The following is a 14,999-nucleotide window of genomic DNA, read 5'->3' as shown; positions in this document are numbered from 1 at the left end:
CACCCTGTACCTCACTTAATGTGACTCTGGATGTACGGTCTTCCCGAGTCGGACTCGGAATCCCCGTCCGAGCGACGGTCCTGGGCACCGCTGCTGGCGGTGTGCGCCGGGTACTTCATGGTGATCCTGGATGTGACGGTCCTCAACGTCGCCGTCCCGGTCATCGGCCGCGACCTGTCGACCTCGCTCACCGGGATCCAGTGGATCACCGACGGCTACACCCTGGTCTTCGCCGGGTTCCTGCTGACCGGCGGTGCGCTGGGCGACCGGCTGGGCAACCGGCGGGTCTTCTGCGCGGGCGTGGCCGTGTTCACCGTGTCCTCGGCAGCCTGCGCGCTCGCGCCCAACGCCCCTTTCCTGGTGGTGGCCCGGCTGGTGGAGGGGCTCGGTGCGGCGCTGATCGTGCCCGGTTCCCTGGCCCTGCTCCAGCAGGCGTACCCAGGGGCGGCCGCACGCTCGAGGGCCTTCGGACTGTGGGGGTCGATGGCGGGCATCGCGGCCTCCGCCGGGCCGCTGCTGGGCGGGCTGCTCGTCTCCACGGTGGGCTGGCGCTGGGTGTTCCTCATCAACCTGCCGGTCGGGGCGGCCTGCCTGGTGCTGACGCTGCGGCACGTGGCGCGCTCGCCCCGGCGCGCCGACCGGGCCCTGGACTGGCCGGCGCAGTGCGCGGTCGTGGCGGCGGTGGCGCTGCTGACCGCGTCACTCAACGAGGCCGGACGTCGGGGCTGGTCCGACCCGGCCGTGCTCGCCGGGCTGGGACTGGCCGTGCTGGCAGCCGTGGCGTTCGGGGTGCGCGAGCGGCTGGCCCGGTCTCCTGTGCTTCCGCCGCACCTGCTGCGCTCTCGTGCGATGAGCGGCGGAGCGGTCATCGGCCTGCTGTTCAACTTCGGCTTCTACGGCATGGTGTTCACCGCCAGCCTGGCGTTCCAGCACCATCGTGGCTTCAGCGCCCTCGGCACCGGGTTGGCGCTGTTCCCGGCGGTGGCGATGACCATGTTCGCCTCCGTCCTGTCAGGGCGGCTGTCCGGCCGCACCGGCGACCGTCCGCTGGTGGTCTCCGGCATGCTCCTGGCCTCCCTGGGGCTGGCCGGCTGGGCCGCGGCGGGAGCCGACCCCGCCTACGTGCTGCTGGTGGCCCCGATGATGGCCGCGGGATTCGGTACGTCCTTCGCCCTCACCGGGTCGACCGCCACCGTGATGGGTGCCGCTCCCCCGGCGTACTCGGGGGCCGCCTCCGCCCTGTTCAACACCACCCGCCAGATCGGCAGCGCCACCGGCGTCGCCCTCGGCGGCAGCCTGCTCGCCTCGGCCACCGACTACGACACCGGGTTGCGCACCAGCATGGCCATCGGCGCCCTCGCCTACCTCACCGCCGCCGTCCTCGCGTGGCGATGTGTGCCGCCGAAGCCCAGGGGAACGCAGGGCGCTTGAGGCCATCGAGCAGCGCAGGCCGACCTCTTGTTCCGGCTCGGCAAGTGGCCCGTTTCCGGTTCGATCAGTCCTCCGACACGACCCGGATCGTCCTCAGCCGCTTGTCGGCCGCGTCGGGCAGATTCATGCCGGCCCGGACACCGGTCCGCAGATAGCGCAGGACGGGCTCGGTGAGCAGTTCGCCGGGGAGGACGGCGGGGATACCGGGCGGATACGGCGTGACCATCTCGCCGGCGACCCTCCCCGCGGCCTTCTCCAGGGGTACGTCCGTATGGGGGCCGAAGTAGGCGTCGCGGGGCAGGCGGACCTGTTGCATGCGCAGGTCGGCCGGGGACGGCACGTCGACACGTGGCGCGTCCCGCAGTTCGTCCGCGTGGTCGGCCAGTTCGCGCAGGGCGGCGAGCAGACGGGCGGTGGTCCGGTCGTCGTCGGCGTGGGTGAGCTGGGCGCTGACGCGCCGGTGGTCGAAGAGGTGCATGTCGACGTGGTGCCGCTCGCGCAGCCGGTCGGCGGCCCGGTAGCCGGTGGTGTCCAGGGCTTCAATGTCGATCACGACCGGCAGGGGGTCGAACTCGACGGCCAGTCCTGGACCGCAGAAGTCCGCCGCGTCGTTGACGTGGAGGCCGTCGATGTCCTCGATCGCGGCACGGGTGCGGTGGGCCAGCTCCAGCGCCCGGTCCATGAGTGCGTGGCCGTGCTGGACCATCTGTCGGCGCCACGCGTCGATTCCGGCGTACAGCAGGACGTTGGGGCTGGTGGTGCCGAGCAGCTCGGCGCGCGCCGCGAGCTCGGCGGGGTCCAGGAGATCGCCCTGGAGGTGGAAGACCGAACCCTGTTCCAGGCCGCTGCCCATCTTGTGGATGCTGGTGACACAGACGTCGGCGCCCGCGTCCATGGCCCACGACGGCAGCGACTCGTGGAAGGGCAGGTGCGCTCCCCAAGCCTCGTCGACGATCAGGGGTTTGCCCCGGCGGTGGCAGACCTCGGCGATACCGCGCAGGCCGGCCGCCGAACCGTACGGGGTCGGGTTGGTGACGAGGGCACCGTCGGCGTCGGGATACGCGGTGAACGCCTTGTCGTAGGAAGCGGCCGACGGAGGATGGGCGATGTTGCGTCGCGCGTCCCACTCCGGTTCGACCCACACCGGTCGGACGCCGGACAGGATGAGACCGGCGACCACGGATTTGTGGGCGTCCCGCCCGACCAGCAGGCTCTGGCCCGGGCAGGTCACCGTCAGCATGGCCGCCTTCACGGACAAGGAGCTGCCGCAGGTGGAGAAGAACGTGTGCTCCGCGTGCACGGCGTCCGCCATCAGCTTTTCGGCCCGCTCCAGCACATTTCCCCGGGAAAGGCGGTCGTCCAGTCCTCCGTTGGCCAGTACGTCACCAAGGAACACGGCGTCGCCGAGGACGGCCCGTGCCCTCGGGTCCGCGCCGCGTGCCTGTTTGTGACCGGGTGGGCTGAAACCCAGCTCGTCGGCCTCGTGGTAGCGGGAGAGGGCGTCCAAAACGGGCGCCTCGTCGTGGTTCGGACGCATGCCTGCGGAGTTCCCAGGATGAGCATGCGCATGCCTCACTCCGTCCGGCGGCGCGCGCAGGTCCTCCTGGCAGACGGGTCACCGGCGACGGGCATGGACGTCATGCGGCCTGCTCAGGCGCTCGGCGTCCGTCGGGACGCCGGATGGGCCACGTATCCCCCGATGCCGGCCAGAACCCCCGCCGCGGCCACTGACAACGCCGTGGTCAGGCCCGCACGCAGCAGCAGGGTGCCGATGGCCGCGCCGGCGAACACCGCCACGAGCGCGGCGACACGGTAGGGCTGAGAGGTGTCCGGCGTGCCGCCGCCCGCCGCCGACTCCCTGATCCAGGTGACGAGGGTGCCGGTCACCAGTGTGGTGTTCAGGCTCGCCCCCAGCCGCCACATGGTCGCGCTGCGCACTCCCATGGCCAGCGCCGTCAGCGCGATCACCGCGTAGTGCCTCGGCACCAGGTCGCCCCGCACCGTCGGCAGCCCGATCGCCGCCAGCGCGGCGGCCGCGAGCAGGGCGGACGCGATGACGGCGGAGGCCAGCAGCCACCGGCGCGGGCGGGCAGCCGTGGCTGCGCCGAGGCGGCTGCCGGCCACCGCGCCGACCGCGAACCCGGCGAGTGCCGTGAGCGAGCCGAGGGGCGTCAGCCCTTCGCCGCCGGCGGCCGCGAAGCCGAGGAAGAGGATGTTGCCCGTCATGAAGGCGGTGAAGACCTGCCCGAGGCCCAGGAAGGCCACCGCGTCGACGATTCCGGTGACCGCGGTCAGGACGATCAGCACTTTCGGCAGCAGCGGATCGGATCGAGCCGGCGCAGACACCGGTGCAGACATGGGTGATCCCTTCCTCCGCCGGCCGTAGCCCCTTCCACCGTCGCGCAGTACCTGGCCCACCGTCGCTCACCCGGCGCCGAGGTCACCGAGATTCGCTCGGTCGGCCTTCCGTACCGCGGCGTCGAGGATCCCGTTCGGCGGGCGATGGGGATCGCCCCCTGCCGGACACAGGGGGTTAACCCCACCACAGGTCCGGATGACCGCCCCATCGTGGCGACGCGCACTCCGCGGGCATCGTGGGACAGCACAGGGAGGGCGGCAAGCAGCGCTCCCCGCACTCCACGACGGCTCTCACGACCGAGGAAGCACACGTGATCAAGCAGAAGCGTGCGATGGGCGGCTTACTCACCCTGGCCGTGGCGGCCGGCGTAGCGGTGGGGGCGGCCCCGAAGGACGACGTGCCCCGGCAGAACACCTCCGCCACGGTCACGCCCGCCGAGTCCGCCGCCCGGACGTCCGACCACGCGCGTCTGCGCGCGCTCCTTCGGCGGCTGACCACCGTCGACGGCGGGCCCGGAGCGCTCGTCGAGATGCGGGACCGGCGCGGCAGCACGGTGCTGACCAGCGGTGTCGCGAACGTGACGAGCCACGCGCCGGTGCGCCCCGACAGCAGGTTCCGGATCGGGAGCATGACCAAGCCGTTCGTGGCGACGGTGCTGCTCCAGCTGGTGGGAGAGCGCCGCGTCGCCCTCGACGCGCCGGTGGAGCGCTACCTGCCCGGCGTGGTCCGCGGACACGGCAACGACGGCCGGGTGGTGACCGTCCGTCAGCTGCTCCAGCACACCAGCGGCATCCCCGACGTCCTCGACCACCTCAGCCCGCAGGAGATCGTCGAGGACCCGCTGGCCCACCACGACATGCGTGACCTCGTGAACATAGCGCTGGCCCACCCCCCGACCTTCGAGCCGGGCACCGGGTGGCGCTACTCCAACACCGGCTACCTGCTGGTCGGCATGATCATCGAGAGGGTGACCGGGCACTCGTACGGGGACGAGATCCGCCGGCGCGTCATCGCTCCGCTCGGCCTGCGCGCGACGTATCTGCCCGGTGACGCCTCGGCGATTCCCGGACCGCATCCGCGCGGGTATCTACGGCCGGGCGAGGGCGCGCCCCTCAGGGACATCACCGCGATCAACCCCTCGGTCGGCGGCCCGGCCGCCGAGATGATCTCCAGTGGCACCGACGTCAACCGCTTCCTGGACGCGCTCCTGCGCGGCAGGCTGCTGCGCCCGGCCCAGCTCCGGGAGATGACGCGCACCCGCCCGACCGGCAACCCGGACGGCCGGGCGTACGGCCTCGGGCTGGAGAGCAGGCCGCTGCCCTGCGGCGGCCTCTACTGGGGGCACACCGGCGACTTCCCCGGATTCGAGACGGCGGCCGGTGCCACCCTCGACGGCAGGCAGGCGACGGTCATGGTGAACCTCGGCCCGGGTGGACCGGACGCGCAGAGCGCCGACATGAAGGCGGCCGTCCAGACGGCGCTCTGCACGGGCCGATCGCGGGATCAGGGCACCCGGTGACACCGGGTGCCCCCCCTCATGCCGGGCTCATACCGGACCGGCCGGACCGTTGCTCTGGATCGCCTTCGGGGACTCGTCCGGCGTGGGCACCTCCGCCGGGCGCGGTACCGACAGGGCGCGGCGCCGGGCGAACCAGGCGGCGGCCGGCTCGGTGAAGCGGGCGGTGAGCGGGCCGACGACGACGAGGATCAGTACGTAGGCGGTGGCCAGCGGGCCCAGGGAGGGCTCGATGCCCGCGGTGACGGCGAGGCCGGCGATGACGATGGAGAACTCACCGCGGGCCACCAGCGTGCCACCGGCCCGCCAGCGGCCCTTGAGACCCACTCCCGCGCGCTTGGCGGCCCAGTAGCCGGAGGTGATCTTCGTGGCAGCCGTGACCACGGCCAGCGCGAGGGCCGGCAGCAGCACGGGCGGGATGCTCGCGGGGTCCGTGTGCAGGCCGAAGAAGACGAAGAACACCGCGGCGAACAGGTCCCGCAGCGGCGCCAGAAGGTTGTGCGCCCCCTCGGCGACCTCGCCGGACAGCGCGATGCCGACCAGGAACGCGCCCACGGCAGCCGAGACCTGCAGCTGCTGGGCGATCCCGGCGACCAGCAGGGTCAGGCCGAGGACGACGAGCAGCAGCTTCTCGGGGTCGTCGCTGGAGACGAAGCGGGAGATGTGGCGCCCGTAGCGCACGGCCAGCAGCAGGACGACGCCGGCCACGCCCAGGGCGATGGCCAGGGTGAGGCTGCCCGCAGCGAGCCCGGCTCCGGCGAGCAGGGCGGTGAGGATCGGCAGGTAGACGGCCATGGAGAGGTCTTCGAGGACCAGAATGCTGAGGATGACCGGGGTCTCGCGGTTGCCGAGCCGTCCGAGGTCGCCGAGGACCTTCGCGATGACGCCCGAGGAGGAGATCCAGGTGACGCCGGCCAGGACGACGGCCGCGACCGGCCCCCAGCCCAGCAGCAGGGCCATGAGGGCACCCGGCAGCGCGTTCAGCGCGGCGTCGACGAGACCGGCCGGGTACTGGGTCTTGAGGTTGGAGACGAGGTCGCTGGCCGTGTACTCGAGGCCGAGCATGAGCAGCAGCAGGATGACGCCGATCTCGGCGCCGATCGCGACGAACTCCTCGCTGGTGCCCAGCGGGAGCAGGCCGCCCTCGCCGAACGCGAGTCCGGCCAGCAGGTAGAGGGGTATCGGGGAGAACTTCAGCCGCCCGGCCAGCCGGCCGAGGAGCCCCAGTCCGAGGATGATCGCGCCGAACTCGATCAGGAAGATCGCGGAGGAGTGCATCGCTCAGTCCCGCCCGAGTATCTCGGCGGCCGCCTCCACACCCTCGCGGGTGCCGATCACGATCAGGATGTCGCCGCCGGCCAGCCGGAAGTCAGGGGTCGGCGAAGGGATCGCCTGCGCGCGCCGGAGCACCGCGACGAGCGAGGCGCCGGTCTCGGTGCGCATCCTGGTGTCCCCCAGGACCCGCCCGTTCCAGTAGGAGGCCGCGGACAGCTCTATGCGCTCCGCCACCAGTCCCAGGTCGGTCGTGGACAGCAGGTTCGGGCTGTGGTGGGACGGGGCCAGCGCATCGATCAGGGAGGCCGTCTCCGGCTCGGTCAGATGCAGCGACTGCGCACACGCGTCCGGGTCGTCGGGCCGGTAGACGTTCACCGTCCGGGTTCCGTCCCGGTGCGCGATCACCGACAGATGGCGATGTTCCCGCGTGGTGAGGTCGTACTGGACACCGATACCCGGCAAGGGTGTGGTGCTCATCCGCGGAGCAGGCACAACCCCTCCCTCCTTGTTCGTCGCGACCGTGGTGCGCGCACGGCGGACCGGCCTGCCGGTTCCGCCGCCGCGAAGGTCATCGTGCCAGGTGCGAACGGGCCGGGAACATGGGTGTCAGCACGGATGGACGTGCCCCGGCACCAGCGGTCAGGGTGGTGCGGGGGCCCGTGGGCGCCGCCGCAGGTCGTACCCGCGTGGGACCGGGGCGGGCCGGCAGGAGACAGTGGAGGTGAGGGTCACCGGGAAGGGAACGCGATCATGACGTTGTACTGGCGGATCTTCCTGCTCAACGCGGCGGTGTTCGTCGCCGCGGTCCTGCTGCTGCTCGGTCCGGTCACCGTCTCCACCCCGGTCCTGTTCGGCGAGGCGCTGGTCCTGCTCGCCGGGCTCGTGGTGATGCTGATCGCGAACGCCCTGCTGCTGAGGCTCGGACTCGCGCCGCTGGCCCGGCTGACCCGCGCCATGGCGACCGCCGATCTGCTCAGGCCCGGCAGCCGTACGACCGTGACCGGCCCCGGCGAGATCGCCGAGCTCACCAAGACCTTCAACGCCATGCTCGCCAGGCTGGAGGCCGAACGGGCCACCAGTTCCGGCAGGGCCCTGTCCGCGCAGGAAGCCGAGCGGCAACGTCTCGCCCAGGAGCTCCACGACGAGGTGGGGCAGACCCTCACCGCCGTCCTGCTCCAGCTCAAGCACGCTGCCGATCACGCCCCCGCCACGGTGCGGGCCGACCTCCGCCAGGCGCAGGAGACCACCCGCGCGGGCCTGGAGGAGATCCGCCGTATCGCCCGCCGGCTGCGCCCCGGTGTGCTGGAGGAGCTCGGCCTGCACAGCGCCCTGCGTGCCCTGACGACCGAGTTCACGACCTCCCGGCTGAGTGCGACGGCCCGGATCGCGCCGGGCCTGCCGCCCCTCGCCCCGGCCACCGAGCTCGTCCTCTACCGCATCGCCCAGGAAGGGCTCACCAACACCGCACGCCACTCGGGTGCCACGCGCGTCGAAGTCCGCCTGGCCCCCCTGCCGGACGCCCGGGTGGCTCTGCTGGTCCGCGACGACGGCAGGGGAATCGGGACCGCCGCCGAGGGCGCCGGCATCAGCGGCATGCGGGAACGCGCCCTCCTCATCGGAGGCGACCTCACCGTCGGCCGAGGCCCGCGCGGCGGAACCGAGATACGACTGCACGTGACCGACAGCACCGCCGGCCACCGTCCCCGGGAGCACACGCGATGACGGCACCGGCCCGCATCCTGCTCGCCGACGACCACGCGCTCGTCCGCCGCGGGGTCCGCCTCATCCTCGACGCCGAGCCGGACCTGACCGTCGTGGCCGAGGCATCCGACGGCGCGCAGGCGACGGCCCTGGCCCGCAGCACCGACATCGACCTGGCCATCCTCGACATCGCGATGCCCCGTCAGACCGGTCTCCAGGCCGCCCGCGAGCTCTCCCGCAGCCGCCCCGAACTGCGCACGCTGATGCTGACGATGTACGACAACGAGCAGTTCTTCTTCGAAGCGCTCAAGGCCGGGGCCTCGGGTTACGTCCCGAAATCCGTCGCCGACCGCGACCTGGTCGAAGCCTGCCGTGCCGCGCTGCGCGACGAACCCTTCATCTACCCGGGCGCGGAGTCCGCCCTCATCCGCACCTACCTCGACCGCGCCCGCGCGGGCGACCGGCTGCCCGCGCGCCCCATCACCGAACGTGAGGAGGAGATCCTCAAACTGGTCGCCGAGGGACACTCCTCCAAGGAGATCGCCCGTCTTCTCGTCATCAGCGTCAAGACGGTCGAACGGCACCGCGCCAACCTGCTCCAGAAACTGGGCCTGCGCGACCGCCTGGAACTCACCCGCTACGCCATCCGCGTCGGCCTCATCGAGCCGTAGGGCCGGGTCCGCGCAGCCGAGGGTGTCGACCTCTGGGTCGAGCGCCGGGGCCAGGGTCCCGACGTGCTGCTCATCGCGGGGCTCGGATACCCGGCCGAAGCGTGGCAGGCGCAGCTCGACGGACTCGCGGACCGCTACCGGCTCACCGCCTTCGACAACCGCGGCGCCGGGCGCACGCCGTCGCCCGAGGAGCCTGCCGACGACGCCGCCGCGCCGCTGCGTGCGCTCGGCATACCGGCCGCCCACGTGGCCGGATTCTCGGGAGGCAGCTTCATCGCCCAGGAGTTGGCGCTCCGTCACCCCCAACTCGTGCGCAGCCTGGTCCTCATGAGCACGATCGGTCGCGTGGACGCCTGCTTTCGCGCCATGACGGACTTCTGGGCCTGGATGGTCGAGCGCGCGCCGAGCGAACGCTGGCGCCAGGTCGAGGCAAGGGGCCGGCAAGGCCGGCTGCGGCCACTGCGCGGGCCCGGCCCGCTGGTGATGCGGCGTCGTCCGGTCGGGCGCAGACTGGACGGGTGAGTGACACGAACCTGCGGCATGGCGACACCGCGTCCTCACCCCGGTCGGCACCGCGACAGACGGTGGCGCTCACGGCGATGATGTTCGCGGTCGCGATGACGTTCATCGACCAGACCATCGTCGCCATCGCCGCCCCCGACATCGTCCGTGAACTGGGCCTGTCCGCCTCCGGCATGCAGTGGGTCGTCAACGCCTACCTGCTCGCCCTGGCCGCGTTCTTCGCCCTGGGCGGCCGCCTCGCGGACCTCTACGGGCCGCGCCGGGTGGTCGTGATCGGCACGCTGGTGTTCGTCGTCTCGTCGGTGCTGTGCGGCTGTGTCCCCAAGGGTGACGCGGCCCAGGGCTGGCTGATCGCCTTCCGGGCCACCCAGGGCCTCGGGGCGGCTCTGCTCTTCCCCGCGGCGCTGGCCGTGGTGGTCGCGGTGTTCCCACCCGACCGACGCGGACGTGCCCTCGCCCTGTTCTTCGGGCTCTCCGGCGCGCTGACCGCCATAGGGCCGCTCCTGGGCGGCTGGCTCACCAACTGGACCTGGCGCGCCGTGTTCTGGGTCAACGTGCCCGTGGCAGTCGTGGCGCTGGTCCTCACGGCGTTCGCCCACGTCTCGGACCGGCGGCGCACCGGCACCCTCGACGTCCGCGGTGCCGTGCTCATCGCCGTCGGCATGGGCCTGAGCGTCCTCGGCTTTCAGCAGGCGTGGTCGTGGGGCTGGGACAGCGCGGCGACCTGGGCCTGTATCGCGGGCGGTCTCGCGGTGCTGGGCGTGTTCGTCGGATACGAGCGGCGCGTGCGCCATCCGCTGATCGATCTGCGGGTCTTCCGGGACAGGGCGTTCACCGTGGACGCGGCGGTGCTGTTCTTCTCGATGCTGGCCTTCGTACCGCTGTTCTTCTTCGCCTCCGTCTACGCCCAGGTGTGTCTGAGCGCCTCCCCCAACCAGGCCGCGCTGTTCCTGCTGTACTTCTTCGCGGGCTTCGCGATCGCCTCGCAGTGGGGCGGAAGGATCCTCGACAAGCAGGGTGCCCGTCCGGCTCTGAAGATCGGCACCGTCCTGGGGTGTGTCGGGTTCGCCCTGTGGGCGGGCGAACTCACCGATCTGAGCATGCACGACCAGTGGCCGTACGCCGCCCTGGCCGGTGCGGGCATCGGCTTCATCCTGGCACCCGCCTCCACGGACGCCGTCAACCGGTCCATCGGCGCGTCCTACGGGGAGGTCACGGGCATCACCCAGACCGTGCGCAACTTCGCGGCCAGCGTGGGCCTGGCCGTCCTCGGCACCGTGCTGACGCATGTCACCAACACCAACGTGGTGAACACCCTGGAAGGCCGCGGTCTGCCCCCGAACGTGGCGGACGACGTCGCGCGTGACATCACCGAGTCCATCACGGGCAACGGCGACGCCGGCTCGCCCACGGGCACGGGCCCTGTCGCCACGACGATGCGGGACGCGATGAGCGCGGTGCGCATGGACTTCGCCGAGGCCAACCAGTGGGTGTTCTACGGCATGGCCATCGCCCTGGGCATCGGCTTCCTGTGCGCCCTGCGCCATCCCGGCGGCCGCGCGGTGACGCCCGAGAACCCGGAGGACTCCAAGACGTTCGCGGACCGGCCCGACCAACGAACAGGGGCATGACCGCCAGACGCGGGCCCCCGGGCGGGCGCTGTCGCCGCGGACTCAGCTGCGGACGCGACGCACCAGAGGGGTGAGCCCCTCAGGGCTACCGATCCTGGCAACACGACCGCCGCTCTCGTAGAACCAGCCGCAGACATCCTGGACTTGGCCGCTTTCGACCGCCCGAGGGAGCCGCCAGGTAGTAGGCGACATGGGCGGGCGTTCCCACGGGGTGGGTGGAGCGAGTTCGCCGGGTCACTCACATCGGCCGGACGGCTTCGCGAGCGGGTTTCGCGGTGCGTACGGGACGCCGTCCCGGTCAGGTGTCGTACGGCATGTCGCCGGGCTCCAGTGGCCTGGGCCCGGTGTCGGCGGTGAGGCGGCGGTAGGCGGCGCGGGCGTGGAGCAGGCGCGCCAGGGCCGTGCCGACGAGGGCGGCGACGAGCAGGCAGGTCAGCCAGAACGTGTCGCGGTGCGCGACCCAGGTGAGGATGCCGGCGGGCGGGATGGCGAAGCCGTTGAGGAACAGCCAGCACAGCAGGGCGGTGCCGGGGGCCGCGGTGAAGCGCGCGCACAGGCCCAGCAGGGCGGCGAGCAGCGACAGCACGGCCAGGGCGAGCCCGGGGCGGTCGGTGCCCACGAGGAAGTTGAGGACCGCCACCAGCACCAGGGCCCCGCCGAAGGCTCCGGCCCACACCAGCGGGGTGGCAACGGGCCGTGGGACCGGCCTGGCACCGCTGCTGAGGGACACCCACTCGATCATGCTGACGTTTCCTCCCCATCTCTCCGATGCGGACGGAGGCGGGGCTCCGACCCCCGGCATCGGCGCCGTGGATCCTGGCCCAGGCATTGTCCCAGGCGGCCCACGGCCACCTTCCCGGCGGTCAACTCCGGTCGCTCGTTAGGGTGTCATCAAAGGTTGTCCGAAGAAACACGCGAACCGGACAGGGGGACAGTCGTGGGCGTTCCGCGTCTGAGCAGTACGCCGTTGCCGGGGATCGGGGTCCGTTACGACCTCACGACCCGGGAGCGGCGTCTTCTGTCGGTCGTCGCGCACCGGGACGGGGCGCGGACGCTGAACGCGTACCGGCAGGACGATCCGGACGAGTGCGCGATGTCGGTGCGGATGACCTCGGGAGAGGCGGAGGCCCTCATCGACGCGCTGATGCCGGCGCACCACAGCCCGAGCCTGCTGTCCACCACCGAACTGGGCCTGGTGGCCGAGCGGATCGAGCTGTCGTCGGTCTCGCACTGGAACGGGCGGGTGCTGGGCGACACCCGGATGCGCACCGAGACCGGCGTGTCCATCGTGGCCGTCCTACGACGCGCCGAGGCGATCCCCTCCCCCGGGCCGGACTTCCGGCTGGCGGGCGGCGACACCCTGATCGTGATCGGCACCCGCGAGGGCGTGGACGCGGCCGCCGGGATCCTCGCCCTGGAGTGACCGACCGGCCCGGCGCGGCCGAGCGGCGGTGGAGGTCCGGCTGCGCGCCGGCCCGCCCCGCGCCGCGCGGCTCAACCGTTCGCATGCGCGACCTCGTTGGGCTCGGCCACCGTGGTCGCGTCCGGCGACTCGCGGGCCGGGCGGCGGGAGAGGCGGCGGGCCAGGGGCTCGGTCCAGCGGGCGGCGAGCGGGCCGAGGACGACCAGGATCAGGACGTAGGCGGTGGCCAGCGAGCCGATGCGCGGTTCGACGCCGACGGCGAGTCCGGCGATGACGATGGAGAACTCGCCCCGCGCCACCAGGGTTCCACCGGCCCGCCAGCGCCCCTTGGACGAGATCCCGGCACGGCGGGCGGCCCAGTAGCCGGTGGCGATCTTCGTCAGGGTCGTGACGACGGCCAGCGCGAGGGCGGGCGCCAGTACGGGCGGGATGTCCGCGGGGTTGGTGTGCAGGCCGAAGAAGACGAAGAACACCGCGGCGAACAGGTCCCGCAGCGGGGTGAGGAGGTTGCCCGCGCCTTCGGCGACCTCGCCGGACAGCGCGATGCCGACCAGGAACGCGCCCACGGCGGCCGAGACCTGGAGCTGCTGGGCGATGCCCGCGACGAGCAGCGTGAGTCCGAACACGACCAGCAACAGCATCTCGGCGCTGTCCGAGGAGACCGCGCGGCTGATCAGGCGTCCGTGCCGCAGAGCCACGTACAGCACGCCGCCGACCGTGCCCAGTGCGATCAGCAGAGTCACCGCGCCGCCCGCCAGACTCACCCCGGCCAGCAGGGCGGTGAGGATCGGCAGGTAGACGGCCATGGAGAGGTCCTCCAGGACCAGCACGCCCAGCACGACCGGGGTCTCCCGGTTGCCGAGCCGGCGCAGGTCGCCGAGAACCTTGGCGATGACGCCGGACGAGGAGATCCAGGTGACACCGGCCAGGGCGACGGCGGCGATCGGGCCCCAGCCCAGCAGCAGGGCCATCGCGGCGCCCGGCGCGGCGTTGAGGACGAAGTCGACCGCGCCGGAGGGGTATTGGGTCTTGAGGGTGGCGACCAGTTCCGAGGCGCTGTACTCCAGGCCGAGCAGGAGCAGCAGCAGGATGACGCCGATCTCGGCGCCGGTCGCGACGAACTCCTCACTGGCCTGGAGGGGAATGAAGCCGCCGTGGCCGAAGGCGAGTCCGGCGAGCAGGTACAGGGGTATGGGCGAGAAGCCCACCCGGCCGGCGAGGCGGCCCAGCAACCCCAGGACGAGGATGATCGCTCCGAGTTCGATGAGCATGGCAGCGGTGTTGTGCACGGGCGTCGGACCTCCGTGATCGGTTCGGCGGCGTCTGTGCCTTTTGCGGGTGCAGGCAGCCGGGCTTGAGCTCCGGACGGGCCCTTGGGTGCTGTCGCCGGTACGCGCACACTCGCCGGCGCCGGTCGGTTTGGCGGCGTCTCTCGGCGAGACGGTGCTGAGGTTCGTCTCCCGGGGCTGAGCTCAACGGCTCAGCGGGCGGTGCGACGGGGCCGAGCCCTGGCAGCGGGCTCGGGTGGGGCGCTCGTCAGAGCGCGGAGCGCCTGTTCGGGTCGGCGGCGCTGTCGGTATCAGGAACGCCGTCGCGGGCGGCGTTCTCGACGCGCACAGGGACGTTGACGCGCACAGAGATGGCTCGGCTCATCTCACGCCCCCCATCACGTCCGCCGGAAACCGGCGACGACCACCCAACGACTGAGCGAACCCTCGCTCAGCGGAGCGTAAGGGCTCGGTAAAAAATTCTAGCGCACCCCAACAGCTGATAATCGTACGGACATTGATTTGCCGTCATGCGGAGGGGCTCAGAGGTAGGGCGGCAGGCGGCGCTCCGGTCGCTCGCGATGCGGGTCGAGCAACTGCACGGCGATACCGGCGAGGACCAGGCCCGTGGCAATGAGCAGGCCGTCGGCCAGCGCGATGCCGGTGGCCAGTACGGCCACGGCGGTCAGCAGCATCCACCAGGCGCCGGTACGGCGGTACTCGCGGGGCGGGGCGGGGCGTCCGGCGCGCAGCGCCTCGGCGAACCGGGGATCGTCCCGTGCGAGTCGTGCTTCGAGAGCGACCAGACGCTCGTCGTCGGACTGGGGCATGGCTCCTCCTTCCCGGGACCCGTCACCGTCCGGGGACGGGTGAGACGGTGGGCCGATGGGCCATGGGTGGTTTCTTTGACGCCGGGCGTCGTGCACGGTCGGGCAGGCTGTCGGCGTACCACGCGTCTGCCGGTCGGTAGCGCGTCACCGGTTCCCAGCACAGCCCGGCATCGCCTCTCCCGCCCACTCCCGCCCATCACGCCCTCCAGTCATCCTTCCTGGCTGCGGACACGCACAAACGCTCGACGGAGGACCTGCACGAACCCTGCCGACGGCATGCGGCGGCCCTGGGACAAAAAGACCCAAAGAACGTCCTGGTTTCGCTCAGCCACCCAGGCATCTGCGGGTGGAGGGAAAGGGGAAGAAGGGGGT

General features: G+C 72.0%; 14 protein-coding genes. 7 read left to right on the top strand and 7 right to left on the bottom strand.

Going from position 1 to position 14,999, the window contains the following annotated elements:
- The first annotated feature begins 30 nt into the window (after nt 1–30).
- Nucleotides 31–1,431, top strand: coding sequence for an MFS transporter (locus ACFU95_RS22915; RefSeq protein ID WP_383830585.1), 1,401 nt, complete (start codon nt 31–33; stop codon nt 1,429–1,431).
- A gap of 64 nt (nt 1,432–1,495) precedes the next feature.
- Here ACFU95_RS22915 and ACFU95_RS22910 read toward each other — a convergent pair whose 3' ends face one another.
- Entirely contained in the window at nt 1,496–2,968 is a 1,473-nt protein-coding gene (locus ACFU95_RS22910; protein ID WP_383830582.1) for an aminotransferase class I/II-fold pyridoxal phosphate-dependent enzyme, read from the bottom strand.
- Nucleotides 2,969–3,081: 113 nt separating this feature from the next.
- Nucleotides 3,082–3,789, bottom strand: coding sequence for a YoaK family protein (locus ACFU95_RS22905; RefSeq protein ID WP_383830579.1), 708 nt, complete (start codon nt 3,787–3,789; stop codon nt 3,082–3,084).
- A 236-nt stretch (nt 3,790–4,025) separates the two neighbouring features.
- On the opposite strand from ACFU95_RS22905, the gene ACFU95_RS22900 reads away from it, so the two are divergent.
- On the top strand, nt 4,026–5,309 hold the full coding sequence (locus ACFU95_RS22900) for a serine hydrolase domain-containing protein (protein ID WP_383830576.1): 1,284 nt from the start codon (nt 4,026–4,028) through the stop codon (nt 5,307–5,309).
- Between the two features lie 27 nt (nt 5,310–5,336).
- Here ACFU95_RS22900 and ACFU95_RS22895 read toward each other — a convergent pair whose 3' ends face one another.
- Nucleotides 5,337–6,584, bottom strand: coding sequence for a cation:proton antiporter (locus ACFU95_RS22895; protein WP_383830574.1), 1,248 nt, complete (start codon nt 6,582–6,584; stop codon nt 5,337–5,339).
- 3 nt (nt 6,585–6,587) lie between these two features.
- Complete coding sequence (locus ACFU95_RS22890; RefSeq protein ID WP_383830571.1) at nt 6,588–7,058, bottom strand: cation:proton antiporter regulatory subunit; 471 nt, start codon at nt 7,056–7,058, stop codon at nt 6,588–6,590.
- 273 nt (nt 7,059–7,331) lie between these two features.
- On the opposite strand from ACFU95_RS22890, the gene ACFU95_RS22885 reads away from it, so the two are divergent.
- The 4 genes from ACFU95_RS22885 to ACFU95_RS22870 all read left to right on the top strand — a co-directional run bounded on the left by ACFU95_RS22885 (nt 7,332) and on the right by ACFU95_RS22870 (nt 11,106).
- Nucleotides 7,332–8,303: a histidine kinase gene (locus ACFU95_RS22885; protein WP_383830568.1), complete on the top strand. Its 972-nt coding sequence runs from the start codon at nt 7,332–7,334 to the stop codon at nt 8,301–8,303.
- On the top strand, nt 8,300–8,953 hold the full coding sequence (locus tag ACFU95_RS22880; RefSeq protein WP_383830566.1) for a response regulator: 654 nt from the start codon (nt 8,300–8,302) through the stop codon (nt 8,951–8,953). Before ACFU95_RS22885 ends, ACFU95_RS22880 begins: the two co-directional genes overlap by 4 nt.
- Nucleotides 8,954–9,016: 63 nt before the next feature.
- Nucleotides 9,017–9,475: an alpha/beta fold hydrolase gene (locus ACFU95_RS22875; RefSeq protein WP_383830563.1), complete on the top strand. Its 459-nt coding sequence runs from the start codon at nt 9,017–9,019 to the stop codon at nt 9,473–9,475.
- Nucleotides 9,476–9,552: 77 nt separating this feature from the next.
- Nucleotides 9,553–11,106, top strand: coding sequence for an MFS transporter (locus ACFU95_RS22870; protein WP_383830812.1), 1,554 nt, complete (start codon nt 9,553–9,555; stop codon nt 11,104–11,106).
- 298 nt (nt 11,107–11,404) lie between these two features.
- Here ACFU95_RS22870 and ACFU95_RS22865 read toward each other — a convergent pair whose 3' ends face one another.
- The gene (locus ACFU95_RS22865) at nt 11,405–11,848 is read right to left on the bottom strand and encodes a hypothetical protein (RefSeq protein ID WP_383830560.1); all 444 of its coding nucleotides are present in this window, start codon (nt 11,846–11,848) and stop codon (nt 11,405–11,407) included.
- 195 nt (nt 11,849–12,043) lie between these two features.
- Here ACFU95_RS22865 and ACFU95_RS22860 point away from each other — a divergent pair, with 195 nt between their 5' ends.
- The gene (locus tag ACFU95_RS22860) at nt 12,044–12,529 is read left to right on the top strand and encodes a cation:proton antiporter regulatory subunit (RefSeq protein ID WP_383830557.1); all 486 of its coding nucleotides are present in this window, start codon (nt 12,044–12,046) and stop codon (nt 12,527–12,529) included.
- Between the two features lie 71 nt (nt 12,530–12,600).
- On the opposite strand, the gene ACFU95_RS22855 is transcribed toward ACFU95_RS22860, so the two are convergent.
- A complete protein-coding gene (locus tag ACFU95_RS22855; RefSeq protein ID WP_383830554.1) occupies nt 12,601–13,818 on the bottom strand; it encodes a cation:proton antiporter in 1,218 nt (405 codons plus the stop codon).
- A gap of 521 nt (nt 13,819–14,339) precedes the next feature.
- The gene (locus ACFU95_RS22850) at nt 14,340–14,627 is read right to left on the bottom strand and encodes a DUF3040 domain-containing protein (protein WP_383830552.1); all 288 of its coding nucleotides are present in this window, start codon (nt 14,625–14,627) and stop codon (nt 14,340–14,342) included.
- Nucleotides 14,628–14,999: the final 372 nt, after the last annotated feature.

The organism is Streptomyces sp. NPDC057623, from assembly GCF_042800355.1.
Lineage (GTDB): Bacteria > Actinomycetota > Actinomycetes > Streptomycetales > Streptomycetaceae > Streptomyces.
The sequence above is the reverse complement of the archived record's forward strand: the minus strand, read 5'-3'. Positions and strand labels throughout refer to the sequence as shown.

Bases quoted from the DNA above. Each gene is read 5' to 3' on its own strand.
- ACFU95_RS22915 (WP_383830585.1), top strand. From the start codon at position 31: ATGTACGGTCTTCCCGAGTCGGACTCGGAATCCCCGTCCGAGCGACGG.
- ACFU95_RS22910 (WP_383830582.1), bottom strand. From the start codon at position 2,968: ATGCGTCCGAACCACGACGAGGCGCCCGTTTTGGACGCCCTCTCCCGC.
- ACFU95_RS22905 (WP_383830579.1), bottom strand. From the start codon at position 3,789: ATGTCTGCACCGGTGTCTGCGCCGGCTCGATCCGATCCGCTGCTGCCG.
- ACFU95_RS22895 (WP_383830574.1), bottom strand. From the start codon at position 6,584: ATGCACTCCTCCGCGATCTTCCTGATCGAGTTCGGCGCGATCATCCTC.
- ACFU95_RS22890 (WP_383830571.1), bottom strand. From the start codon at position 7,058: ATGAGCACCACACCCTTGCCGGGTATCGGTGTCCAGTACGACCTCACC.
- ACFU95_RS22885 (WP_383830568.1), top strand. From the start codon at position 7,332: ATGACGTTGTACTGGCGGATCTTCCTGCTCAACGCGGCGGTGTTCGTC.
- ACFU95_RS22880 (WP_383830566.1), top strand. From the start codon at position 8,300: ATGACGGCACCGGCCCGCATCCTGCTCGCCGACGACCACGCGCTCGTC.
- ACFU95_RS22870 (WP_383830812.1), top strand. From the start codon at position 9,553: ATGATGTTCGCGGTCGCGATGACGTTCATCGACCAGACCATCGTCGCC.
- ACFU95_RS22865 (WP_383830560.1), bottom strand. From the start codon at position 11,848: ATGATCGAGTGGGTGTCCCTCAGCAGCGGTGCCAGGCCGGTCCCACGG.
- ACFU95_RS22850 (WP_383830552.1), bottom strand. From the start codon at position 14,627: ATGCCCCAGTCCGACGACGAGCGTCTGGTCGCTCTCGAAGCACGACTC.